Source organism: Rickettsia massiliae MTU5 (assembly GCF_000016625.1).
GTDB lineage: Bacteria > Pseudomonadota > Alphaproteobacteria > Rickettsiales > Rickettsiaceae > Rickettsia > Rickettsia rickettsii.
Genome location: NC_009900.1, coordinates 868,712 through 894,106 on the forward strand (window position 1 = coordinate 868,712; position 25,395 = coordinate 894,106).

Consider the following 25,395-nt stretch of genomic DNA (forward strand, 5'->3'; position numbering starts at 1 on the left):
AATATTGAAAAAAATATCCTTATTCATTGCTTTACTTAATTTTATTTATATATAATTGAAGTTATCATAAATAATAAGCTATAGATATGAAAAATATTTTCCGCAAATTTGTATTTACTATTTTCGTATGTTTAATAAATTTACAACTATTTGCTGCAAGCTTTAACGAAAAAATACCTTTATATTTTAAATTAACTAACGAAAATCTGTTAGCAGGACAAAATGCGTTAAATATTGACCTTTGCGACTCTAGAATTAAAGAATGGTGTACAAAGCCACAAAGAGAGCTAGGACTTAACGGAAAAAAAATAAATGATTACATATCTATTTCACCTGATATTCAAGGAGAATGGCGATTTGGCTGGTGGTATAACATAAATTTTACTCCAGAAAGCAATTTTGTAGCTCATCAAACTTATAAGATTACTATCGAAGATTATATATTCCCTAATTTTATTGGTTTAAAAAGTAATAATATAAGTTTCACGACTTTACCGCTACTTCCTATTATTAAAGAAATGAATTATCTACAGGATAATATCGATATTTCCAAAAAATTCGTTCAAACTAAAATAGCTTTTAACTATCCTATCGATCCTAAAACTCTAGAGGAAAGAATAGAGTTTATAAAATCTTCAACTAAAGAAAAATTACCGTTTTCTATCAAATTCAATACCAATAATACGGAAGCTACAATTATTACTAATATACCACCGCTTACAGATAAAGAAGATACAGTTTCCGTAATTATAAAAGATGGTGTTAAACCTCTACATGGCGGAGAAGTTTTCACATATAAAAATGTAGAAGATCAAAATAATAAGACGCCAAATAACATAAGATATTCTTATAAAGAAAATGTATTAATTCCCAGTCTATCCTCATATTTAAAAATTACCAATAGTACTGCTACAATTGTTAAAGATGATAAACTAAAACCGGAACAGATAATTATAATTACCACAAATACACCGGTTTCGGGTGAGGAAATAAAAAAACATTTAGAGTTATTTTTATTACCGCAGGATAAGCCGGCTTTCTTAGGAGTTGCAGGCAAAAAAAACTATAAATGGCAAAATCCGAAAGAAATAACCGATGATATTCTTAAATCGAGTGAAAAAATAAATTTTGAGCTTTTATCTTCCGTCCCAAGCATTACTACTACGCATAGTTTTAAAGTAGATACGTTTGCCTCAAGAGCTTTGCTTGTTAAAGTAAATCAAGGTGTTAAAACATCGGATAATTTAACACTCGGCTCAGATTATTTTCAAATCGTACAAATACCGGGTAACCCTAAAGAAGTTAAGCTAATGTCCGACGGTTCTATTCTTTCATTAGCCGGCGAAAGAAAGCTGCCCGTATATTCACTTGGCATAGATAAATTATATTTAGAAATCGATAAGATTAATCAGCAAGAAGTTAATCATTTAATCAGCCAAACAAATAGATATAATATTTTCCAAAATCCGACTTTTATAAATGAATATACCTTTAATGAGTATAATATTTCCGAGGTATTTCAAGAGGAAGTAATAGTTAACTCTCAAAATTTAAATTTACCTCATTATACCGATTTAGATTTCAGTAAATATTTTAATTTAGAAGAAGCAGGCAGCTATTCCAAGGGGTTATTTCTAGCAAAAGTTTATGCTAAAGACAATAATAACATTATATCTCAAGATAAAAGATTAATTTTAGTTACCGATCTTGGTTTTATAGTAAAAACCGATAAAACCGGAACGCATCATATCTTTGTTTCTTATATCAGTAACGGTAAACCAGCTGGCGGCGTAAAAGCAGATATTATAGGACTTAACGGTGAGGTGTTAGTAAGCAGCAAAACCGATAGTAAAGGACATGCCGTTTTATCAAATATAAATGATTTTACAAAAGAAAAAACTCCAGTGGCTTATATATTAACTACTAAGGATGATTTTTCATTTATGCCGTATAGTAGAATTGATAGACAAGTGAATTATTCTCGGTTTGATGTAGCAGGAGCCGTTAGTTCTGATCAAGGGTTAAAAGCTTATTTATTTTCCGATCGTGGCATCTATAGACCAAGCGAGCAAGGTCACATAGGTATTATGCTCAAACAAACCGACTGGCAAGGAAAATTTGACGGCTTACCTTTAGAAATACAAGTAACTAACCCTAGAGGAAAAGTAATAGATAAAAGTAAAATAGCTCTAGATGCAGAAGGATTCGGCGAATATTTATTCTCAACGCTTGATGATTCCTTAACCGGCTTATACAATATAAGCTTATATTTAGTAGGAGATAAAGGCAGCAATAACTATCTTAATAGCGTGTCTGTCAGGGTTGGTGATTTTCAGCATGACCGCATGAAAATAAACATAAACTTCAATAACTCACAAGATGAGCTATGGACGAATCCAAAAGATCTTAAAGCAACCGTTAATCTCATAAATCTTTACGGCACTCCTGCAGAAAATAGAAAAGTCAGCGGCTTTATTGATATTAGACCTACCGCGTTTTTCGTACCTAGCTTTAAAGAATATAAATTTTATAGTAGCAAAGGAAATAAAGAGTTTTTTAACGAACGTTTAGGAGATATTACTACCGACTCTAAAGGTACGGCAAACTTTGACCTTAACCTCGAGAAATATTATAACGCTACTTTTAATCTAACATTTTCAGCAGAAGGATTTGAGCCTGATTCAGGAAGAAGCGTAAACGCAAGCAAATCACTTATAGTGTCACCTCTACCTTATATTATAGGATTTAGAAGCGATAGCGATCTAAAATATATTAAGAAAAAAACAAACTCGGCAATAGAATTCATAGCCATATCAAATAAAGCAGAAAAAGTAGCTGCACCTAATTTAACTCTTCACTTAAAAAAGATTAATTATGTAAATAACTTAGTAGCAGATAGTAACGGTAATTATTCTTACAGTTCAGTACCTATTGAGACTAATATATCTTCTGACAAAGTTAATATCACGGCAAACGAAAGTTATATTTATAAAGTGCCTACTAAAGAAGCAGGCGATTACGTTATTTACTTAACCGATAAAGAAGATACAATCTTTGCCCAAGCTGAATTTTCGGTAATAGGTGAAGGAAATGTTACGGCTAATTTAACAGACAAAGCAAATTTAAAAGTTAAACTTGATAAAGATGATTATAAAGCCGGCGATACTATTCTTTTAAATATTATAACTCCTTATACAGGTTATGGGTTAATTACTATCGAGACCGATAAAGTACATAATTCTGAATGGTTTAAAGCTGATGAAAATAATAGCATTCAAGAAATAAAAATTCCTGACGGCTTTGAGGGTAAAGGATATGTAAATGTACAATTTATAAGAGACATAAAAGCTACGGAAATCTTTATGTCACCGTTTAGCTATGCAGTAGTACCGTTTACTGCGGGCATTTATAAACATAAACAAGATATTGAATTAACACTTCCTGCAAAAATCAAATCGGGAGAAAAGCTAGCAATTCGTTACCGTACTACAAATCCCGGTAAAATAATAATATTTGCTGTTGATGCAGGGATATTATCATTTGCCGGTTATCAGACGCCCGACCCGCTTAATTACTTTATTAATGATAAAGCCTTGGAAGTCCGAACATCACAAATCATGGATTTAATATTACCTGAGCATCCTTTATTAATGAAAGCTTATATGGCGGCTCCTGCCGGAGACGGTTTTATAAATGTCGCTCGAAACCTTAATCCATTTAAAAGAAAAAGCCAACCTCCCGTAGCATTTTGGTCAGGAATTTTAGAAGCGGATCTTGATGAGAGAGAAGTCACATTTGATATACCAAGCTATTTTAACGGCACTTTAAGAGTTATAGGGGTAGCCTCAAGCCTTGACGCTATAGGAACTTCCAAAGCTGATTTATTAGTCCAATCCGATCTTATTATCAATCCAAATTTACCTTTATTTGTAGCTCCGAATGATGAATTTACAGTACCGGTAACAATATTTAATAACCTAAAAGATTCAGGAAATGCTCAGGTTTTTCTAAATATTGAAACAAGTGAAGGACTTAAAATATTAGATTATCCTAAAGAGATACCGATAGACGAAAATAAGGAAGCTACTATTAATGTTAAATTAAAAGCGACTGATAAACTCGGTTCGGCAGATTTAAAGGTTGTAGCTTCTATAAATCACCTAAAGCCGGATATAATATCTATGGCAGTAGTACATAGCTCCGAATTAACTAGTACTACGAGCGTTCGCCCTGCTAGTCCGAGCGTTACAACAATTGATACAGGCTTTATTACAGACAACAAGGCTAATTTAAAAATCTTACGGGATTTATATCCTGAATTTGCTAAACTGCAAATTTCTGCTTCTAAATCACCGCTAGCTATTATTTCTGGCTTTAAAGATTTCCTCGATAATTATCCTTATGGTTGCACTGAACAATTAATAAGTCAAAATTTTGCCAATATTTTATTATATAATGAACAAGAGCTAGTTCAGATCCTTAAAACTGATCGTAAAAAAATGGATGAATCATTATCAAAAATATTCCAAACTTTATCGGAACGGCAAAATTATGACGGTGGATTTAGATATTGGAACAATTTTAATGACGATTCCGATCCATTTATTTCCGTTTATGCTATGCATTTCTTAAGCGAGGGAGCAACGAGATATTTAGCCGTTCCAAGTGATACATTTAATCAAGGTATTTACTATTTAGAGAATATGGCTAACAGATCAATAAACTCCTTAGATGAAGCAAGAGAAAAGGCATATGCGGTTTATATCCTGACGCAAAACAGCGTTATTACTACAAGCTATATTGCAAATATTTTAAAATATTTAGACGAGTACCATAAAAATACATGGCAAGAGGATTTGACTAGCGTTTATTTAGCAGCTAGCTATAAAATGCTGCAAATGAATGAAGAAGCGGAGAAATTATTAGACAGATTTACTCTAAATAAACCTATATCAAAAACAGACTATCAGTATTACAATCCTCTAATAAAATATAGTCAGTATTTATACTTAATTTCTATGCATTTTCCGGAACGGTTAAAAGACTTTGACCCAAAAATTGTACAGGATATCGCTCTTTTTGCTAAAGATAACTATAATAGCCTATCCGCAAGCTATGCAATTATGGCAAGTCTTGCCTATGCCGATAAAATAAATAATGTAGATGAGGCTAATATTAAAGTAACCTCTACAGATAAAGAAGTTACTTTAACAGGCGATAAAGTGATGATTGCTGAGCTGTCGGTAGAAAATAAGAATATCGACTTAACATCCTCAAGTAACGGCTTTTTCTATCAGCTTTTAACTTTAGGCTATGATAAGCAATTAACAGAAAATAAAGAGATAGTTCAAGGCATAGAAATAACAAAAAAATATCTCGATGAAAATAATAAAGAGGTTAGCAAAGTAAAATTAGGTGATAATATTACGGTAGAAATCACCATGCGTTCAGGTAGTAATAAAACCTTGAGCAATATGGTGCTACTTGATTTATTACCGGCAGGCTTCGAGCTTTTACCGGATAACAACCACGTAAATATATTAGAACGCACGCAGGAAGTAATGATATGGAAACCGATATATATAAATAATCGTGATGATAGAGTTATGATTTTCGGTACTATTTCTGATCAAAAAATGACGTATCAGTATAAAATCAAAGCAGTTAATAAGGGCATATTCTCTACTCCTGCTATTTACAGTGAAGCTATGTACGACCCTCAAACTTACTATCGTGGTGTTATAGGCAATATTATTGTGGAGTAGCGTTACCCGCACGGTTTTTATATCATTCCCGTGAAGCATTATTGCGTGGACCGGTAAATGCTCGCTATGTCATTACTGCGAAAGCGGGAATCCAGTAAAACCTACAAAAAACTTGTTTTTTTAGGTTTATTTTGTCAATATTAAGACTACTTTTCTGGATTCCTACTTTCGCAGTAATGACATAGATCCATGCAACAACGCCAATGCCCCGCAAGAATGACATAGTAGGAGTTTATCCTACAATTACTTTCAGCTTCTCTATAGTTTTTGGATCTTTTGCAAGTTCTAAAAATATTTCCTGCTCATAGGCAAGTAGCTCTTCTTCATTCGTTTCATTATGTGTATCAATAATATCTTGAAATTTGCTAAGTACCTTATTTTGTAGATCGTTATATTTTGATGTATCTATTGCTGTTGCTAAATTTATTTTAGGCAAAGTAATTTTATGCGGAATCGGTACTATCTTTTTAGGTAGGTTTAATTTTAAAGCTTCCTCTAAAATATAATGCTTGTTCATATTTACGTACATATTCTCTACATCATAATCTGCTTTAAAGTAATCGGCTGAACTTGTTTTATTCTGCTCTATAATATTGCTGATATTTCTAATTAGTTTAGTTTTATTACCATTACTTCGAGCAAACATTTCGGTAACACCCGCCCCACCCGGGTATTAAACCAACACCAAGTTCAAGCCCTGCGTTAAGTTCTTGATTTCCTATAATAAAGCTTGAGTGCAATAACAGCTCACATCCACCTCCAAGTGCCACAACCAAGACCACAGCTAATAACAATGTACAGAGGAATATTTTAAGTGGAGCATGGTTTGCTGTCTCAGCTTTAGTAAATTCTCTAGATCGTGAAAATTCTTATCTTCAATATAAGAAAGAAGAAGTTTTAAATCAGCACCGGCAGAAAAATTATTTCCTTTGCGGATAAATATAAAGATTTTTACCGTCATTTTCGGCTTTACTTGCTGCTTCTTGTAGTAAAAAAAACACCTCATGATTTAAACAATTCATTTTTGTAGTAATAACAAAAATCAAAGCATCTTGATAAAGTATTAATTTTGCCGAGCTATTCTCTAATACTATCTGACTTTCTTGTAAAATATCTTTGTGAGAATTAAATTTTGGTTTATCGATTTTTTGATATTCTTTATTGACTAAATATTGCGGAAGTGGGATATACATTAAATCAACATTTTTAATTACCGCATTCCAGCCGTTTTTAGCCGCTATAGTCAATAATTCACATGGACCGTAAACCGACGGAACTAGGCTGACTAAATAAACATAAAATTCCGTGATAATTTCAGTAAAAAATTTACCGTAAACCGAATCACTTACAAGCAGCTCATCAAGATTATTAAATGAAATATCTACTTTTTGAACAGGACTATATGATAAGTCGTTTATATTGATAACTTCTTTAATCTTTTTGCCATTTGAGACCGATAAACGATAAAATCCACCGTCACCTTTACGTCCAATTAACTTCTTCTCTATCATCTTATCAAGAACAGGGGTCTTTACATATATTTTATGATAAGCATCCTTTGCAGGAAGATAGGCAAGTAATGAACTTGAAATTAACTTCATTACGTCATGCCCAATTAGATCATATAAATAAACCGAAAATTCCAGTACTCAGCAGCCCCAAACATGTAGTAAATATTTTATCTATAAGTAGCAACATCAAGATTCTGACTTATCGCTTTACGGGCTACTAATTCAAGTAAAAAACACCCTACTCTATTAGCAATAAAACCAGGCGTATCATTACATTTTACTATAATTTTACCAAGCGTTTTCGTTAAGAACTCTGATACTCTTTCTATTACTTCAGCCTTTATCGTAGGGTCTATAATTAACTCAAGCAGTTCCATATATCTTGGCGGATTGAAGAAATGCGTAATAACGAATCTAGATTTAATATTATCTGGTAAATTCTGAGTCTTTTAAGCGGTAATGTAGAGGTATTAGAAGCAATAATTGCATCTTCTTTACGATAAGGAATAATTTTATTATATAATTGGTATTTGATTTCTAACTTCTCAACAATAACTTCAATAACTAAATCACATTCTTTAATTAAATCTAAATTATATTCTAAATTACCGATGGTCATGAAATTTGCTTTATCAGGAAAAGATAAAGGTGGGGGTTTTTGTTTATGCAAATTTTCTTTAGCGGTTTTAACTATTTTATTAGGATCATCGGAATCTTTAGCGATAATATCAAGCAGCACTACTTTATGAGAGGAATTAGCAATTAACGCTGCAATCCCTGAACCCATTACTCCTGCACCGATAACACAAACTTTTTTTATTTCATTTTGCATAAGTTACCTTCTGTGTCACCCCGTGGCTTGACCATGGGGTCCAGTTAAAAATACTAAAATTTTTTATTATTTTTTGGATCCCGTGGTCAAGCCACGGGATGACATCGAGTGTGTTTTTCGATACACACAACCATGTCCCCTTCCTTGCAATGACGTTATGTCATAGCAACACTTAAGACTGTTACCGGCGCCACCCCCGCTTGTCGTAAAATTTTAGCACATTCATTTATAGTAACAGCAGTGATAACAACATCATCGACTAATAAGATTTTTTTACTTACAATATTATACTTTGTGTTAAATTTGATACTACCCTTTATATTATTTTTGTGTTGTTTTCGTGAGAGAAAAGTCTGAGACTTGGTCCATTTTGCTTTAGTTAAAATATCAGCTTTTAACATTTTATCGGTAACTTTTGCAATTTCCATAGCTAAAATATGAGCAGGATCATACATTCGTAGTAACCTCTTAAATCTATTCATAGGTACAGGTATGATTAAACCAATATCTTTTATATCCTCGCTATATCTATTATATAAAAGCTTAGCAAAGGTCTTATCATCTTATCTTGATATTTAAACTGATGAACTATTTTTTGCTATGCTCATTAAACTTAAATAAGCTGCGAGCAAACTCATAATTAGGTTTGTTGCTATAACAATTTCCACAAATGCAGTTATCTAAGATTTTTATACTAAATCTTTGTCCACATATACTACAATAGGGTCTTGCTATAAACTCTAGCTTTTTCCAACAATCGCTACAAAATTCACCGCTCCCCCTAGTATTTCCGCACCGCTTAAACATCTCTGCGGCAAGATATAATCTATAAGATAATTATAAGTCTTTATTAACAATTAAAATCCTCTTGAAGATTCATGGCGTTTAGAAGCATTCGGTGTTGATTGTGATGATGGTGAGAGCTAGCACCATAACGACGACCCCCCTTGCCGTGTGACAAATTCTCTTGCATATGTTGTGCTTGCTCATGAGCTGTGTTTTGCTCAGGTTTTACTTTATTGCTAACATTTGGAGTTATAAAAGATTGAGATATTTCTTCTTTTTTACCGTATATTTCTTTTAAATCACCAAATTGTGATTCAACAAAATAACCGACTCCTGCTTTTACTGCCGATTTAACTTTTTCAAAATTAGTTTTTTCAGCAGGAGGAGCAAATTCAGGTCTCGCTGCAACCTTTGCTCTAGTTACATTAAAATGCTCTCTTAGCTGCCCTTCACTTAATTGAGCAATTTTAGGGGGTATAGTTAAAAATTCTTCTAATGCTTTGGTATCTATTTTTGCTTGCCTTTCTTTTTCAAGCAAGTCTTTCTTATCTTCATAATTTCCTATTGATATTTTTAAACTATTTATTTGATTTATTTTATCTTTTTTTCGCTCCATACCCACTAAATTAGCATCTCCTTCACCTATTATATTAGCTCCTTCCTCCATAAATAGCACCTGCTACCAAACTGACTATAATACCGCCTACAGAGCTTGCTTGTACTACTAAAGATACCGTCTCTAAGGTAGTATCTCGTATTGCTTTTAAAATCTCTTTAGTTCTAGTTGAATTTAATTTTTCAGGCTCAACTTTTTCTTGGTACATTTTAGGTAATTGAGTATCCAAGAAATTTTTAAGTTCAGGGCTATCTTTTGCTTTATCTATTCGAGTAGTAACTACTAACTCTGCTTGCTTCACATAATTAGCTTTAATATTTTCTAAAGTTTTTTTCTTTCTATCTAAACGCTTATCTTCTTTTACTTCTAAAGTTTCTTTTCCAACATTGTAAGCAACGGCTAATAAAGAAAGTGCAGCAAGCCCAACCCCAACGGGAGTGGGATTAAGGACTAATGATACTGCGACGCCGCCAATTCTAGCCGCACGTCTTACTGCTTTACTACCTAATGTTTTATATGTTTTCTCTAGAACATTTGCTGCAATTCCACCACCGGGTAGTGTCCTGATTTTATTTAATGCCTTATCGGCTAAACCGGGACTTGGGGGACCTTTTTCTTTAATTTTTGCACCTTGCTGAAGTTTATCAACCGGATCATAAGCTTTTGCTACTTTTTCTCCCACGTTAATTACTCCTTCTACTAATAATATGAGTAGGACTAGCGATAACTTTACTGCCCTCCTGTACCACTTCGATTGCTACTCCACTTGCAGCGATTCCAGCACGAGCAACTCTACTAGCACCGTAAAGTGCCGTATCCTCTTGCAGCGTTCTTTTTCCTGCTGGCTTATTTTACAATTGCCGTTCCTGTGGAGGCTCAGAAGCTTTTGTTTGTGCAAAAGCTCTACTCTTTCAGGGGTATTTATTGAAGATTTAAGCTTATTATCTTCTGCTGCATTTTTTATTCCTTCTTCAGGAGTATTAATAGATGATTTACTGCTTAAATTTTCTTTACTCATGCATATCTCATAAAATTATGTTCTATGTTATTTCACATTCTATGTCATTCCCGCGAAAGCGGGAATCCATCTTTTAAAAAGTATAAACAAACAACGGTTTTATCGATTCTTGATTACTGAATTTCCACTTTCGCGGGAATGACATCAGCACTAGCTAGAAATGATACAAAAGAACACTCACCTCTTCCCCATCGCATAGCTAGTAATCAAGTTTTTTACAGGTTTAAAATTATTTATCACCTTAAATCCTATTTGTCTTAAACATCTTAAATTTTTGGAATAATTTGAAAAAATATTATTTAACTCATCAGTCAACTTATACATAATAAAATTATCCTCTTGCCTTAGCTTTTGATATTCTTGTAATGTGCCATTATTACTAACTATCATACTCAAAATCTCTATATCCTTTATGCCCTGATTAAGCCCTTGTCCGGCGAGCGGATGTACTGTGTGGGCAGTGTCGGCAATAAGCACTATACGGTTATGAAAATATCTATTTGCTATACGGGCTTTTAGTGGAAAGCTACTAATCTCACTATCAATAGTAATTTTACCTAGGGAATTACCGGCATTTCTTTGAGTTAAAAATCTAACTTCTTCTACAGGCAAATTAACAATTAAAACAGCCTGATCAGAAGAAGTGGACCATATTACGGATGAAGCATATTGATCTTTTAAAGGCAGCAAAGCAAAAGGACCAAGCGGCAGGAAATGCTCCATAGCACAATTTTCATGCGGCTTTTCATGCTTAATATTAAATGTAAGAGCAGTTTGATAAGGTTTCTCAATTTCATTAGCAAAGTAATGAGACCTCACTTTTGAATTTGCTCCGTCACATATAATTAATAAATTACACTTAATTTGTTTATCATCAAATTTTATAATCGAATAGTCATTATGGCTTATAACCTCTTGACATTGATTATTATCAATTAATGTTATCAACGGATTATTAGTTATTTTTGACAATAGCACTTTTTTAAAATCGCTATTCTTAACCACATATCCAAGTACAGCGTCAACGTCATTTCGTAAGTCTAATATCTCTGAAGCCTTATTATCTACTACATATATGTCTTGCATTTCTGCTACACACTTCTCAAGCTCTTCCCATATATCAATAGAGAATAAGAAATTTTTAGAATGCGGCGTTAAAGCAGTAGTTCTTATATCTTTAAAAAACTCTGGGCTTTTTACCGATTTACTCTCGAATATAGTAGTTTTTATACCCTTTTGTGCAAAAGAAAGCGCCGTTAGCATACCGCTAAGACCGCACCCTAAAATTACCGTATTAGACATCTTCCCAAACTCTACTACTTCTAGAGGTAATTTGTGCGTCGATCCGATACTCGCATCCTCACGTACGCTTGTGTACGCTGCGGTGCTGCGTTTCGTGTCCCCTACCAATTCCTCTCTATAAGCGAATTTGGAAAGATGTCTATCAATCTGTTTTTTTTTCATTCGATTCATTTATGAAATATTTTAAATATCCGTTTGTTGCTATAAAGCTTAGAAGAAAATAAATAATTGCTATATCCAAATATGAACTATTGCCTGAGTATAAACCTAAACAACAAATAAATAAACTCGCTAAAGTCGTGAAGCTATTTAAAATCAATAAATTTGTAAAAATATCCGTTTTGCTGATAAAGAGGTAGGTTATTAAGCAAATAAATAATGAAATAATAATTAAAAAGATGTTAAGCATAATTTTTAAAATCGGTTTTACTGTTGGATACACAATCGTCGTCGTCATTGCGAGGAAATTGCATAGCAATTAACGAAGCAATCTCAGGAGCTTGTCATTATTTCATGAGATTGCCACGCGCTCCCTACGGTCGCTCGCAATGACGACTTGGATATCCTACCCCTCTCATTATATATAATCATTTATAACACTACAAACTGCAAATAAAATTAATTAAAATTCCTTAAATAATTTTAATATTATGTAATCTTAGCCAACCTTCACATTATAAATAACTATTGTGACAAAAATGTTATAAAAAAATGTTGCTTTCTTTTACATTCGGCATTAACGTATATATATATTTAGGTTCTTGCTCTACGATTTCTAATTGATTTACTATTTCACGATATTTTTTGCTGCAAATTATAAGATTTTTTTGAAAAAATTAGTTATTCATATTTCAAAAAATCTTATAATTTGCAGCAAAAAATATCGTGAAATAGTAAATCAATTAGAAATCGTACGCAAGAACCTAGTATTAATATTTTTAAGGTAAATTGTAATGTCACAACTAGATGTTTTAATAGTAGACGATGAAGAGAGTATACGCAATCTTATTGCTGCAAACTTGAAAGATGAAGGTTTTAACCCTAAGGTTGCCGCTAATAGTACTCAAGCCCTTAAAATACTTTCCGAAAAACCGATCTCTGCAGTTATACTTGATATTTGGCTTCAAGGAAGCGAAATTGACGGGCTTGGGATTTTAGAGATAATTAAAAAACGCTATCCTTTAATGCCGGTAATAATTATTAGCGGTCACGGTACTATAGAAACAGCAGTAAATGCTATAAAAATGGGTGCTTACGATTATATAGAAAAACCGTTTAATAATGATAAATTAGTTATTTTACTTACAAGAGCTTGTGAAGTAACAAAGTTAAAACGCGAAAATATAGATTTAAAATCAAAGGTTATAGATAAAACTGAATTAGTAGGCGGATGTTCGGTAACTTTAAAATATAAAATGGAAATAGAAAAGGCAGCTAGCTCTAGCAGTCGTATAATGATTCACGGTAAAGTCGGTAGCGGTAAAGAACTTGCAGCAAGATTAATTCATAAACAATCTAAAAGGGTTAATAATCCGTTCATTATTTTCAGCCCTACCTGTATGACTACGGAAAAAATCAATCAAGAATTATTCGGCGCATCGGAAAAGCAGGCAAATAATAATAAACGACGCCCTACTATCTTAGAATTTGCCAACAACGGTACTTTATACATAGATGAGGTCAGTAATATTCCTATTCCTATCCAAGTCAAATTATTAAAATTCCTTAAAGACCAAACTATTACAAAACCTTGCGGAAAAAATATTAAAGTTGATATAAAAATTATCACCGGTACTTCTAAAAATATCCAAGATGAAATTAATAACGGCAAATTCCTAGAAGATCTATATTATCGCCTTAATGTATCCTCTCTAAAAGTACCTTCATTATATGAAAGAAAAGAAGATATACCGCTACTCGTTAAATATTTTGTTAAGCAACTTTCAAAATTTTCAGGTTTAAAAGAACGTAGCTTTGCCGATGAAACTATCGCTGCTCTTCAATCCTATGAATGGCCGGGCAATATTAGACAATTACGTAACGTTGTTGAATGGACTTTAATTATGAATCCGTTAACTACAGGTAATAATGAAATTATCAAACCTTATATGATACCTTCTGAAATATTAGCAAATAGTACTAATCTTACAAAACTTGAAGATAGCTTTGATATGTTATCTATGCCGCTTAGAGAAGCTAGAGAAGTTTTTGAGCGTCAATATCTATCGGCACAAATGAGTCGTTTTAATAATAATATTTCAAAAACATCCTCATTTGTCGGTATGGAAAGATCGGCTTTGCATCGTAAATTAAAATTATTAAGCTTACATATACCTCCTACAAATAGAATAAATGAAGAAGAATATGAGGAAGCTAATGCTTAAAGTCATATCAATAATTACTATTTATTTGTTATTAAGCAGCTGCTCCGAATCTACTCGTGATGCGAACGGATTACTTACGGATAGCCAAAGCACGATAATCCGGAATTATATAATATCGCAAAATGCTAAAAACCTTAAAGTGAACCTTAAAGAGAAGTTCGGTTCAAATTTAAAAGGAGTAAAATTAATAGGAGTAAAGCTAATAAATGAAGATTTATCAGGAATAGATTTGACTTCCTGCGAAATATTACGTGCTGATTTTGCAGGTAGCAATTTAGAAAAAGCAATACTTACAAATGCTATAATTCAAGAAAGTAATTTTGCAGATTCGGTAATAAACAATATTTCCGGATATAATTCTGACTTTCAAGGTTCAATTTTTCACAATATAACATTACAAAATACAAATTTTGTTCAATCAAATTTTAGCGATACTGCTTTTAATAAAACTACTATAATAAATGTCAACTTTGAAAAGTCTAAATTTAGTCATGTATTATGGAGCAATAATACTATCGACGGTGTTAATTTTCAAAAAGCTAACCTAAAGAATAACAGCTTTAAAAATACTAATATAACAAATTCAATATTTTACGGTACGAATTTAGAAAAAAGTGTAATAAATAATACCAATTTTACTAATAATTATTTTGAATCTAGCGACCTAAGTCAAACGAAATTAACAGCAGTAATAATTAAGGATTCTAACTTCACACAAAGTATTTTTAATGAAGTAAATTTTAATAACGTACAAAGTAATAACTCTTTCTTTTCATACGCTTCCTTTCAAGATTCAACATTACAAAATATTAGCCTTACTAAATGTGATTTACAAAATAGTACAATTAGTAGTTCAGTTTTAAATCATTTTAAAATCGATAATGCTATATTAAATAATATGAGTCTAAACGATAATAAATTTAATAATTTATCAATAAAAAATAGTAATGCTAATTTTGTAAGGATTAATAAAACTAAAGGCTCAAATATTACTTTAGATAATATTAGCTATACTAATAATATTTTTAGCAATAATGATTTTAAACAATTTATAGTGATTAATACTGACTTAAATAGCAGTGAAATAATAAACTCAAATATAACTAACGGACAATTTAATAATATAAATTTTTCTAAATCTTTAATACAAAACGTAAATTTTTCAGATGTTAAAATTACTTTAGGCAATTTAAACCAAGTAGCTCTAATAAATTCCAATCTAACAAATACTGCGATTATTAACTCCATCCTTTCTAATTCGCAAATAAATAATATTAACTACCAAGCATATTCCGGTTTTATTAATACTAATGTTTCTAATAATATTATTTTAAATAGTGATAATTCGAGCAAAATTCTACCAAATAATATAGTAATAAATTCGGTAAAAGATTTGCAAAAAATAACTCACTTAGCAAATATGAATTTAACAAATTTTGACTTGAGCAACTTAATATTTGATAGAGTAGATTTTTCAAATAGTATCTTTAAAAATGCTAACCTAACAAATACGGTAATAAAAAATTCTATTTTAAAAGAGGCTAATTTTTCTGCAGCAATACTTACTAAAACAGATTTTTCAAACTCAATATTAACAGATAGTATATTTAAATCAACTAAAATTTATCAGGCGCGCTTTAATAACTCCGACCTAACAAATGCCGATTTTACCGAAGCAGCAATTAAAGATACTTCGTTTGATAAAGCTAAGACAAGCGGAATGAAAGGGGTAGAATAATCTTTAAATACCTTGGTCCAAGAACATTCAGTATGTCATCTCCACGTGGCATTGTTGCGTGGATCAGTAAATGCTCTTTATGTCATTCCCGCGAAAGCGGGAATCCAGTAAAACATATAAAAAATTTTTTATATGCTTATTTTGTTAAAGGTATAATTTTGTCCAATATTAAGGGGTATTTTTCTAGATTCCTGCTTTCGCAGGAATGACATAGCATTTACCTTTGGTTGCTCTTTGAAGACCTTGCTTTATTAGTAGGAGTATTAGACGGTGTAAATGAATTATTATTTATAAAAGCAGTAGGACTTTGCTGCTTCATTCTATTAATAATTTGTTGTTGTTTAAGATTATTTATCTTTTGTTTTCCGGCTATCCTTATAGATTTAGTAATTTTGGCAGTTTCTACAAATATTTCCTTAGGAGTTTGTAGCTGATCAATTCGCTCATAATGTTTTTTAAGAAACTCTTCTTTTATCTTTGGCTTTATTCCTTTCAAATCAACATATGTTCTATATAACTTCTTTAATTTTATTTGTTGCTTGGAAGATTTTTGAGGAAGTGATTTAATCGAATTAACAAGACTACTACCTATTTCTTTTATAATATTAACTGCAGGCGAAGCTATTTTCTTTATTCCTTCATAAATTTTACCTAACCCACTAGCAATAACATCTAATAGTTTAGGCGCATATTCTTTAGATATAGGGGGTATATCCCTAATAATATCTCTCGCTTCAGTTAGATTATTAGCTAAATGGAGTAATGCTTTTTTCTCCTCTAACTCGGTAGAGCGATTAGCATATGAACTAGCTATATCTGCCTGAGCATCTATAGTATCGGTAATTATTGATTTAGTATCATTAAAAGAAAGATCTATAGGTGTCTTTTTTTGCGTTATAGGGCTGTCTTCTCTTAATTTATCTAGCCTATCACGTATTGCTTGGTCTTTTTGATCATTAAGGCTTTTACTTTTTTGTTCTAGTTTAAGCTCAGATTGCAGCTGCTCAATTAGATCGTCTACTTCATTACCGGATTTTTTTGTGGGGATATAAGGTCTATCTTGGAGCTTTGCAAACCTTTCTTCTAATTCTTCAAGTGATGGAGGAGTGCCTTTAAGTTTTGCTAGTCTTTCTTCTAATTCTTTTATTATTTGATCGTCCTGCTTTTTCTTAGACATATATACCTCTATAATAATTCCTAGGTTTTGTAAAAGAAAATTAATAAGATTTTTGCAATAATAGTTATTCCTATTTCAAAAAAATCTTATGATTTACAACAAAAAATAGATTAATTTAATTTTCCGCACGCAAAGCCTAGTTATTAATAACATAAACTACTAACTAAAATAAAGTATTTTTTGATATGAGTTAAGATATAATTATATAAAGCTAGCATTACCCGCGTGGATCAGTTCTGCCATTGTCACCTAGTTCCTTGATCACGGAGTCTAGTTAAAAATACTAATATTATTAGTATTTTAAGTTGTTTTCTGGATACCGCACAATTCAGCTAATTCTGCACGTACCTTATTTTCTCATATAACTTTAAACATTTTCTTTTTTAACCATTCCCTAACTTCGTCAGTAGTGTAAGTTTTAAAATCAGGGGCATTAATTCTTTGCAAAGCAATTTTAGCATCTTCTGAATCTTCTTGTATTTCCTGTAGATAATATTCAATTGCTTTACGTACTATTTATATACCCTTTTGATCTGTCTAAGTTTTTTGCTGACTATGTAAACTATTATTTAGTTCGTCCGGAGAATAGTTAAATTCAGTCTTGCCATCTTGTGACCTATCTTTAATTAATAACACATTACGACACATAATAGCACAAACTACAAACTGAAAAAAGCTATAAATACTTATCCAACACGTCCGACATAATTTTACGAGCTACAGGGGCGGCGGCTTTACTACCGCCTCCGCCATGATCAATAAAGACGGTAACAGAATAACTAGGATCGTGATAAGGAGCGAAGCCTAAGAACAAGGCATGATTACGCCTCTCCCAAGCAATAGATTTACGGCTTAAATCATCTTTAGCATTTAGTTTGCCTTGCACCTGCGAAGTACCGGTTTTACCAGCGAGCTGCCTATTTTTGCCTAAAATTCTATTATAATACGCCGTACCTCCCGCAACATTAACGGTATTATACAAACTTTCTTGGATTATTGTGATATTTTCGGGCTTAATATTGACATTATAAAATTCCGGATCATTTTTTAATATTCTAGGCGTATACAGTTTACCGTTACTTGCAATAGCCGTAATAAACCTTGCAAGCTGCATCGGTGTTACCCCTAGAAACCCCTGTCCAATTGCTAAATTAAAACTATCTCCTATTGACCAAGGAAGCTTTAATTTTTTCTTTTTCCACTCTTTTGACGGTACAAACCCGCTACTTTCAGGAGCTAAATCAATACCGGTTTTTGAGCCGAGGCCAAATTCTCTTGCAACTTCAAGAATTTTATCCGGACCTATTATTCTTGCTAATTCATACATATAAATATTACAAGAATGCTTTAAAGCAGACATCATATCTAACGTTCCGTGTCCGCTATGATTCCAACATCTAAAGCTATTAGTACCAAGAGCAGAGCTACCGTCGCAAAAAACGGTTTTATTAGGATTAATGCCTACTTCAAGGGCTGCAAGTACGGTAATTATTTTAAAAACCGAGCCTGGAGGATAAGAATTTTGTATTACCTTATTAATTAAAGGCTTATAAGGATCACTCGTTAAACTTTGCCAATAATGTTCCGATAATTTACTGAAATGATTTGATTCAAAACCCGGGGTGGAAGCACAAATTAGTACATGTCCGGTTTTAGTATCCATAACTATTGCCGAAGAACCTTTAGGATTTAAATATTGCTGGATATTTTGCTGAAGAGACGCATCGATATTTAAATACATATCTTCACCCGATTTAGTAGGGATTCCTGCTATTTCTCTTACCTGCTTACCGTAAGCGTTTACTTCAACTTTTTTATAACCAAATTCTCCTCGTAGTTTGTTATCGTAATATTTTTCAATACCGGATTTACCGATATTAAAATTGCTTAAACTATGTATATTTAATTCCCGCTTCTCTTGCTCATTTATTTGACCAAGATAACCGATTAAATGAGAAGTAACGCTTGAAAAAGGATAAAACCTTAAATAACCTATATCAATAAATATTGAAGCGAGTTTATGCTTTTGTTCTTCAATCATTGATACTTGCTGCCAATCAAGCTGATCAAATATTATTAAAGGAGTGTGGCGACTAGATTTTTTAATTTTTTGCTTAATATAATTATATTTTTCCGGAGATAAATTTAGAATATTACTAATTATTTCTAATTCATCCCTATAATTATTATTAATGCTCCTATCTATTACTAGCTGATAACATGGTTTATTAGTAGCTAAAATATTGCCGTCTAAATCGTAAATTCTTCCTCTAGTCGGTGGAAGTACAACGAAATTAATACGATTCTTATCCGATAAAGTCTTATATTCTTCGCTTTTAATAAGCTGTAAATAAAACATTCTTATTCCAAGCAACGATAAAAATCCGAGTTTACCTAATCCGATTATAAATGCTCTTCGTGAAATTAACTCACCATGTAGTATTTTCTTATTTAGCATACTTTTTAAAGTAATTCATAGGAGAGTCAAGTATAAGACGAATTATATTATAAGAAAATATAGTTGTTAAAAATTGAAAGAAAATTATTAAATATCCGTCTGCTTCTAGTTCTAGCTTCTTGATTGTTATTAGTAAATATTTAAAATTCAATATAAATAAACAATAAACGCAAAAAATAATGAAATTTATTAAATAGTTTTTAGCGACAAAATATTTTGAAGATAATTTATAAATCGTATATGCCGATAAAAAAACTAGCGAATTTGTACCGATAGGCATACCGCTTATTTGATCTATAAATAGACCGAGAAAAAATATGCTAAAAATATTTAAGGAATATAACGACATAAAATAATAAATAAATATAATTTCCATCGCCGGAAAGATTCTGCTTTGAATACTTATTTTATAACTCACTAACGGAAATAATATTATAAAAAAACATAGCAAAGCAAACAACAATTTTAATATTATTTGTAAGCTCTTTTTATATATTTCCTGTTTTATCTTTAACATAAATAGTTTTTTGTTATATAGTTTTGTACTGTGTCATACCATGGCTTGATCGGCAATTAGGTTGTCATCCCATGACTTGATCGCGGGATCTATATAAACAACATTTTGTGTGGTCATTTTTACTGGACCCCATGGTCAAGCCACGGAGTGACAATAGAAAAATCGAAGCCACCCAACGACCATATCAACCGTATACAAAATATAAATTAATTTTCTATTTTGTACAGTTTTAAAAAATGAATATGGATTCTACAATAACGCACAACAACTAGAGTTAGGTCTTTTATCATTACCGCTAAGCTCTAATTCTTCTTGTTCCTCGGAACTTGTAGATATAAATAGTTGTTTTGATATAATATTATTTATTGTTGTCGTAGGATCAAAAGACTTAAGCCGTAGGATAGGTATACTAGGTTTATCTGTTATATTTTTATTTTTTGACATAAAAACCTCCTTTTTAGCTTATAAATGCGTCATTGCCAGAAAATTTAGGCTTTTTGTTGCACAGATCGTTTTATGTCATTCCCGCATAGGCGGGGATGACATCAAGTAGGTTTTACCGATCTACGCAACAATGCCTGCGCACAATGACAAAATCTATAATTATTAGGTAATATTTTAACTTTCTTCCTCACTTTGTTCTATCGGCTCTAAACCATATAAAGATATCATACGTTCAAATACTCTACCGGCAGTAGGGGCAGCCGTCCAGCTTGCGGTTGCAAAGCCAAAGCTTTCTTTAGTCGGTTTCGGCTCATCAAATCTAATAAAAATAATATATTGCGGGTTAGATGCAGGCAGCATACCTAAAAACGATGACGCTCTACTATTTTTTAGATATTTCTTTTTTCCCCCTGCCCCTTGTGAAAGTTTTTCTGCCGTACCGGTCTTACCGCCGATAAGATAGCCTTTGACCTCTGCTCTTTTACCGTTACCTTCTTTTACTACCGATCTAAATAATTTCTTCATTTGGGTAGAGGTATTTTCACTAAAAACTTTTGTACCTATTACTTTTTCATCCTTTCTTTTTAATAAAGTAAGATCATATAAAGTACCGCCGTTAACAACCGGTAACATTGCTCTAACAAAATGCAAAGGACTAATCGAAATGCCGTAGCCGTACGACATAGTAACACTCGTTAAGTCATTCCATCTTTTCTCAGAAGGAAATAACGGAGTACCTCGTTCAGGTAATTCTATTTGTAACTGATCTAATAGACCTAATTTCTTTAGGTATTTTTTAAAATTGCTTTTACCGATTTCAAGCATAATTTGACTTGTGCCAATATTGGAAGAATATAGAAAAATCTCAGGTACACTATGCCATCCTTGCCTTGGCGTATAATCCTTAAGCTGGAATCCTCCTACTTTCATATAGCTTATATCATAAGCATCATTCATATTTATTGCACCGGTATCAAAGCCGACTGCCATAGTTAATGCCTTAAACACCGAACCCATTTCGTAAATGCCGAGACTTGCTATATTAAACAGCTCTTCCGGTTTGGCTAAACTCGGATAATGCGGATCGAAATCAGGCTTATTTACTAATGCTAAAATCTCGCCATTATTTGGATCAGCAATAATGCCTACTGCTCCTATGGCCTTAAATTGCTTTAAAGTTTTATCAAGCTCCTCACTTAAAATACTTTGTAATCTGATATCAATAGATAATTGAAGCGGTTCTTTTCGATTCTTTGGTTCGTTTAATGCATAATCAGAATTAGTTAAATACTTATCATAAGCGAGCTCTAAGCCACTAAGCCCTACCGAGTCTCTACCTACATAACCGACAACATGCGACAATAAATTAGAAAAGGTATAAATTCGTTTCTGCTCTTCTTCAAATTCAAAACCAAGTAACCCAAGGCTAGTTATCTTTTCTTGCTGACTAGGTAGTAAATCCCTTTTTACCCATATAAAGCTTTTATTTGACTTAAGTTCTGCAAGTAATTTAGCTTTATTAATATCAGGTAGAATTTCTGCTAGCTTTTTTACGGAAGTTTCAGGATCAAGTACTATTTGTGGATTAGCAAATAATGAGGCAGAAGGTAGGTTCACTGCTAATAAATTACCGTTTCGATCAACTATTTCTTTTCTAAATTGATGATTTTTTTTAAAGGAATTAATATTTTTATCGTAAACATTCGTAGCAACGATTATCAATCTGTAAGATAAAGTACAAAAAAGAAAAAAAAAACCACAAATAACCATTAATAATCGGATTTTTATATTTTTACTACAAATATTCCAAATTATTAGACTTTTAATTGCAGGTTTCCATTTTTCCAAAATTTGTTTCATATGTTATTTATGGTGTTTCAAACACTAATATTTCCGCAATCCTTATGTCATTCTCGCGAAAGCGGGAATTCAGTACTTTTAAACCTTTTCAAAACTTAATTTGAAAAGTAAAAAATCTTTGAAATCAAGATTTTTTGAAAAGCTCGATTTATCTCGCTTTACCCTAGATTCCCGCCTACGCGGGAATGACATCGAACGCTTTTTCCAAGCCATGTAACAATCCTACTAAGATACGAAGATCAACTTCAAAAAGAGCAAGGAATCCACAAGACGAGGAACAGAGCGTATACTTAATACGTGAGTACCGCAGTACTTGTAGGATGACGTAGCCAATTTTTGAAGTTCATCGAGTATCCTTCACTCTACTCGAAACAGTTTGTATATACTTATTATTTGTAATTCTTTTGTAACGCCATTTACTACTCTTGGAAATACTAATATTATGATTAAATTTAATATTTTGATCGATATTTGGTCCTAACGGATCTTTTATCATTTGATAAGATTTAACTGTTTCTAATTTTAAATAAGCCGCCGCAAGTTTTTCCAATCTAGCCGGCAAAAGTAGATAAGCTTGCTCTGCTTTTAAAATATGAATATTATTATTCTCACTATTTATCTGTTTTACAACGCTACTTAATTGATAATCAAGAGTTGAGACTCGCTCCTTTATGCTAAACAAACTACATATTGCTATAATTGTTATCAATAATGTTAAATAGTGAAGCTTTCTTATACTCATAATTAATTACTCATATATCGCTTTTGCTGCTCGCAGTTTTGCCGATCTCGCTCTAATATTTAGCCCTACTTCTTTATCTGACGATGCTAGAGCTTTGTTAGTAATAATCTTAAGCCATTTATTTGGATCAATCGTCATGTCGTCTTTAGCATATTTTGATCTTACTACCGGCTTTTCCGAATTTTCTTTAAAGAAATTCTTCACTATCCTATCTTCTAAAGAGTGAAAAGACACCACCACTAAACGTCCGTCTTTCTTTAATATATTTTTTACATTCACTAAAAACTGCTCTAACTCCCCAAGCTCATCGTTTACATAAATCCTAATGGCTTGAAAGGTTTTAGTTGCAGGATCAATTTTGCCTTTTCTAAATCCTATACTACTTCTAACAATCTCGGCTAACTTGCCTGTACTATCAATTCTCGCCGTTTTTCTATATTCTACAATTCTCTTAGCAATTCTTCGTGAAAAGCTCTCATCTCCGTATTTGTAAATTACGTCAGCTAGCTCTTTTTCCTCTGCCGTATTTACAAACTCCTCGGCACTAAGCCCTTGCCCGCTCATACGCATATCGAGTGGTCCATCATGCAAAAACGAAAATCCTCTATCTGCTATATCTAACTGCATTGATGAAACGCCTAAATCCAGCACTATCCCATCAAATTTTTTTTCCTTAAGCTTTGCAAAACTATCCGCAAAATTCGTTTCTACAAAATCAAATCTCTCACCGTAATTTTGCTGAATTTCTTCGGCTCTTTTAATCACGTTTGGATCACGATCCAAGGCTGTGACATAACAGTTACAGCTTTCTAATATTGCTTTGCTATATCCTCCTGCTCCAAACGTACAATCTAAATAAGACTCACCGTCTTTTGGGCTTAAGGCCTCTAACATTTCATTTAGCATTACAGGCACGTGAGATTGTATCATTAATGAGCATTCCTTAGAGTTAACCGCTTTTCATGAGCAATTTTTTGAGCGGCATTTAAATATTTCTCAAAATTCTGCGGCTGCCAAATCTCAAAAATCACCCCTTTACCTACAAAGCATGCTTGCTCTTCGATTCCTGCATGCTTCATTAAAGATTGCGGCAATATCACTCTTCCCTCCCCATCAAAGGAAAGTTGTACAGCTTCCCCGAATATCATAGTCTCAAACGCATCACGCTCCTCAGAATAAGGATCAAGCGTCTCTATCATCTGCCTTAATTTCTCGATATGCGAAATACCGCACACCTCTATACAATTATTCCTAATCGACGGATAAGCAATTACACCGTTAAATAATTCTTTCCCTAGTACCGCACGGTAATTCGCCGGCACCGACACCCTATTCTTTTTATCAACACCATTTACATACTTAGATAAAAATACATTCATTGGTATAATTTGGGTTAATTTGGGATTTAATGGAAAATTATAGGATATTATAGGAATACCAAGGAGTCAAGGTTTTTTAACAAGGATGAGTTAAATTATTAAGATGTCATACCGTGGCTTGACCACGGTATCCAAAAAAATAATTTAAAATACTAATATTAGTATTTTAGAATGGATTCCGCGATCAAGTCGCGGGATGACAAAGGGGGAATTGATCCACACAACAACGCCATACAGGAATGACATCGAACCACACAACAAAGCTTAATCCAATGATTTTATGGATTTTTTTTAAGTGATTTTCACCTTGAAAATTCATATTATTTAATATATTAATTTAAGGTAAATGATTATAGTAATTTTACGGCTTAAATTAGAGCAATAGAAACGAACATGGCTACTCTAATAACAGAACAAACATCTTCTTATGATACAGGTATGGTGTCTGGATGTTACCTTACTAGAGCAGACGACACCCTAACTCCTATTTCTTCTTCCTATTTTATCCCTAGCATTAGTTTATCGGCCATTCAAGAAGTACCACTGATATCTTCATCTTCTGCACAAGACTCCGGCTACATTACACTAGATAAACTATTCGAACAGTTTCACATCACTTACGGAGCTTTTACCAATCCAAGTTTTTTCAAACCGCTCAACTAAAACATCTTATAAAAAAGGCTTTAGATCAAGGTGATGATATCAATATTCAAGATTCGTTTAATCATACAGTTCTACATAAGGCTATTTACCGCAAACTTTATGATATAGCTGAATTTTTACTAGAAAAAGGAGCTTCAACAGAGTTAAAAGATTTAGATGGATATACACCTCTTCAATTAGTTATTCATGAAGGCTACACAGAA

Annotated in this window: 18 protein-coding genes and 3 pseudogenes; 5 read left to right on the forward strand and 16 right to left on the reverse strand. The window is 32.5% G+C overall.

Features of this window, described 5'->3' with window-relative positions:
* Positions 1-86: 86 nt before the first annotated feature.
* Positions 87-5,765, forward strand: coding sequence for an alpha-2-macroglobulin family protein (locus tag RMA_RS04720; protein ID WP_041404765.1), 5,679 nt, complete (start codon positions 87-89; stop codon positions 5,763-5,765).
* Between the two features lie 232 nt (positions 5,766-5,997).
* On the opposite strand, the pseudogene RMA_RS12040 reads toward RMA_RS04720, so the two are convergent.
* The 8 genes and pseudogenes from RMA_RS12040 to RMA_RS04780 form a co-directional block, all read right to left on the reverse strand.
* Positions 5,998-8,108, reverse strand: a pseudogene (locus RMA_RS12040) (3-hydroxyacyl-CoA dehydrogenase/enoyl-CoA hydratase family protein).
* Positions 8,109-8,263: 155 nt separating this feature from the next.
* Positions 8,264-8,590 (reverse strand): ComF family protein, encoded by a 327-nt coding sequence (locus RMA_RS04745; RefSeq protein WP_238375404.1) that lies wholly within the window; start codon positions 8,588-8,590, stop codon positions 8,264-8,266.
* Positions 8,591-8,696: 106 nt separating this feature from the next.
* Positions 8,697-8,843: a hypothetical protein gene (locus RMA_RS11060; protein ID WP_238375584.1), complete on the reverse strand. Its 147-nt coding sequence runs from the start codon at positions 8,841-8,843 to the stop codon at positions 8,697-8,699.
* 115 nt (positions 8,844-8,958) lie between these two features.
* Positions 8,959-9,561, reverse strand: a complete 603-nt coding sequence (locus RMA_RS07635; protein ID WP_238375405.1) for a hypothetical protein — start codon at positions 9,559-9,561, stop codon at positions 8,959-8,961.
* Between the two features lie 277 nt (positions 9,562-9,838).
* A pseudogene (locus tag RMA_RS12045) lies at positions 9,839-10,132 on the reverse strand (hypothetical protein); the annotation flags it as partial.
* A gap of 135 nt (positions 10,133-10,267) precedes the next feature.
* Complete coding sequence (locus RMA_RS09935) at positions 10,268-10,528, reverse strand: hypothetical protein (protein ID WP_041404767.1); 261 nt, start codon at positions 10,526-10,528, stop codon at positions 10,268-10,270.
* Positions 10,529-10,705: 177 nt separating this feature from the next.
* Complete coding sequence (ubiH, locus tag RMA_RS04775) at positions 10,706-11,992, reverse strand: 2-octaprenyl-6-methoxyphenyl hydroxylase (protein ID WP_041404768.1); 1,287 nt, start codon at positions 11,990-11,992, stop codon at positions 10,706-10,708.
* A complete protein-coding gene (locus tag RMA_RS04780) occupies positions 11,973-12,239 on the reverse strand; it encodes a monovalent cation/H+ antiporter complex subunit F (RefSeq protein WP_014408795.1) in 267 nt (88 codons plus the stop codon). The genes ubiH and RMA_RS04780 overlap by 20 nt, the downstream gene beginning before the upstream one ends.
* Positions 12,240-12,783: 544 nt before the next feature.
* Between RMA_RS04780 and RMA_RS04785 the strand changes: the two genes are divergently transcribed.
* Both RMA_RS04785 and RMA_RS04790 read left to right on the forward strand, forming a co-directional pair.
* Positions 12,784-14,214, forward strand: a complete 1,431-nt coding sequence (locus RMA_RS04785; RefSeq protein WP_041404769.1) for a sigma-54-dependent transcriptional regulator — start codon at positions 12,784-12,786, stop codon at positions 14,212-14,214.
* Complete coding sequence (locus RMA_RS04790) at positions 14,207-15,952, forward strand: pentapeptide repeat-containing protein (RefSeq protein ID WP_041404770.1); 1,746 nt, start codon at positions 14,207-14,209, stop codon at positions 15,950-15,952. Before RMA_RS04785 ends, RMA_RS04790 begins: the two co-directional genes overlap by 8 nt.
* A gap of 217 nt (positions 15,953-16,169) precedes the next feature.
* Here RMA_RS04790 and RMA_RS04795 read toward each other — a convergent pair whose 3' ends face one another.
* The 8 genes from RMA_RS04795 to mraZ form a co-directional block, all read right to left on the reverse strand.
* Entirely contained in the window at positions 16,170-17,129 is a 960-nt protein-coding gene (locus tag RMA_RS04795) for a hypothetical protein (protein WP_041404771.1), read from the reverse strand.
* 676 nt (positions 17,130-17,805) lie between these two features.
* Positions 17,806-19,587, reverse strand: coding sequence for a penicillin-binding protein 2 (gene mrdA / locus RMA_RS04800; RefSeq protein ID WP_041404772.1), 1,782 nt, complete (start codon positions 19,585-19,587; stop codon positions 17,806-17,808).
* Positions 19,577-20,104: a hypothetical protein gene (locus tag RMA_RS04805; protein ID WP_012152953.1), complete on the reverse strand. Its 528-nt coding sequence runs from the start codon at positions 20,102-20,104 to the stop codon at positions 19,577-19,579. Before RMA_RS04805 ends, mrdA begins: the two co-directional genes overlap by 11 nt.
* Positions 20,105-20,353: 249 nt before the next feature.
* Positions 20,354-20,548: a hypothetical protein gene (locus RMA_RS04810; protein WP_041404773.1), complete on the reverse strand. Its 195-nt coding sequence runs from the start codon at positions 20,546-20,548 to the stop codon at positions 20,354-20,356.
* A 174-nt stretch (positions 20,549-20,722) separates the two neighbouring features.
* Complete coding sequence (locus RMA_RS04815; RefSeq protein ID WP_012152954.1) at positions 20,723-22,408, reverse strand: peptidoglycan D,D-transpeptidase FtsI family protein; 1,686 nt, start codon at positions 22,406-22,408, stop codon at positions 20,723-20,725.
* Positions 22,409-22,751: 343 nt separating this feature from the next.
* Positions 22,752-23,150, reverse strand: a complete 399-nt coding sequence (locus RMA_RS04820) for a hypothetical protein (protein ID WP_004998104.1) — start codon at positions 23,148-23,150, stop codon at positions 22,752-22,754.
* Between the two features lie 6 nt (positions 23,151-23,156).
* Positions 23,157-24,080, reverse strand: coding sequence for a 16S rRNA (cytosine(1402)-N(4))-methyltransferase RsmH (gene rsmH, locus RMA_RS04825; RefSeq protein WP_012152956.1), 924 nt, complete (start codon positions 24,078-24,080; stop codon positions 23,157-23,159).
* On the reverse strand, positions 24,080-24,529 hold the full coding sequence (mraZ, locus tag RMA_RS04830; RefSeq protein ID WP_014365648.1) for a division/cell wall cluster transcriptional repressor MraZ: 450 nt from the start codon (positions 24,527-24,529) through the stop codon (positions 24,080-24,082). Before mraZ ends, rsmH begins: the two co-directional genes overlap by 1 nt.
* Before the next feature lie 393 nt (positions 24,530-24,922).
* On the opposite strand from mraZ, the gene RMA_RS11070 reads away from it, so the two are divergent.
* The gene (locus RMA_RS11070) at positions 24,923-25,192 is read left to right on the forward strand and encodes an ankyrin (RefSeq protein WP_238375407.1); all 270 of its coding nucleotides are present in this window, start codon (positions 24,923-24,925) and stop codon (positions 25,190-25,192) included.
* 44 nt (positions 25,193-25,236) lie between these two features.
* Positions 25,237-25,392 (forward strand): annotated as a pseudogene (locus tag RMA_RS11075) (ankyrin repeat domain-containing protein); the annotation flags it as partial.
* Positions 25,393-25,395 lie beyond the last annotated feature (3 nt).

Coding starts and splice junctions, on each gene's coding strand:
- ubiH (WP_041404768.1), bottom strand. CDS start 11,992: ATGAAAAAAAAACAGATTGATAGACATCTTTCCAAATTCGCTTATAGA.
- RMA_RS04790 (WP_041404770.1), top strand. CDS start 14,207: ATGCTTAAAGTCATATCAATAATTACTATTTATTTGTTATTAAGCAGC.
- RMA_RS04820 (WP_004998104.1), bottom strand. CDS start 23,150: ATGAGTATAAGAAAGCTTCACTATTTAACATTATTGATAACAATTATA.
- mraZ (WP_014365648.1), bottom strand. CDS start 24,529: ATGAATGTATTTTTATCTAAGTATGTAAATGGTGTTGATAAAAAGAAT.
- RMA_RS04805 (WP_012152953.1), bottom strand. CDS start 20,104: ATGTTAAAGATAAAACAGGAAATATATAAAAAGAGCTTACAAATAATA.
- RMA_RS04785 (WP_041404769.1), top strand. CDS start 12,784: ATGTCACAACTAGATGTTTTAATAGTAGACGATGAAGAGAGTATACGC.
- RMA_RS04815 (WP_012152954.1), bottom strand. CDS start 22,408: ATGAAACAAATTTTGGAAAAATGGAAACCTGCAATTAAAAGTCTAATA.
- RMA_RS04810 (WP_041404773.1), bottom strand. CDS start 20,548: ATGTCAAAAAATAAAAATATAACAGATAAACCTAGTATACCTATCCTA.
- RMA_RS04745 (WP_238375404.1), bottom strand. CDS start 8,590: ATGAATAGATTTAAGAGGTTACTACGAATGTATGATCCTGCTCATATT.
- mrdA (WP_041404772.1), bottom strand. CDS start 19,587: ATGCTAAATAAGAAAATACTACATGGTGAGTTAATTTCACGAAGAGCA.
- RMA_RS07635 (WP_238375405.1), bottom strand. CDS start 9,561: ATGGAGGAAGGAGCTAATATAATAGGTGAAGGAGATGCTAATTTAGTG.
- rsmH (WP_012152956.1), bottom strand. CDS start 24,080: ATGATACAATCTCACGTGCCTGTAATGCTAAATGAAATGTTAGAGGCC.
- RMA_RS04720 (WP_041404765.1), top strand. CDS start 87: ATGAAAAATATTTTCCGCAAATTTGTATTTACTATTTTCGTATGTTTA.
- RMA_RS04780 (WP_014408795.1), bottom strand. CDS start 12,239: ATGCTTAACATCTTTTTAATTATTATTTCATTATTTATTTGCTTAATA.
- RMA_RS04795 (WP_041404771.1), bottom strand. CDS start 17,129: ATGTCTAAGAAAAAGCAGGACGATCAAATAATAAAAGAATTAGAAGAA.
- RMA_RS11070 (WP_238375407.1), top strand. CDS start 24,923: ATGGCTACTCTAATAACAGAACAAACATCTTCTTATGATACAGGTATG.
- RMA_RS09935 (WP_041404767.1), bottom strand. CDS start 10,528: ATGAGTAAAGAAAATTTAAGCAGTAAATCATCTATTAATACTCCTGAA.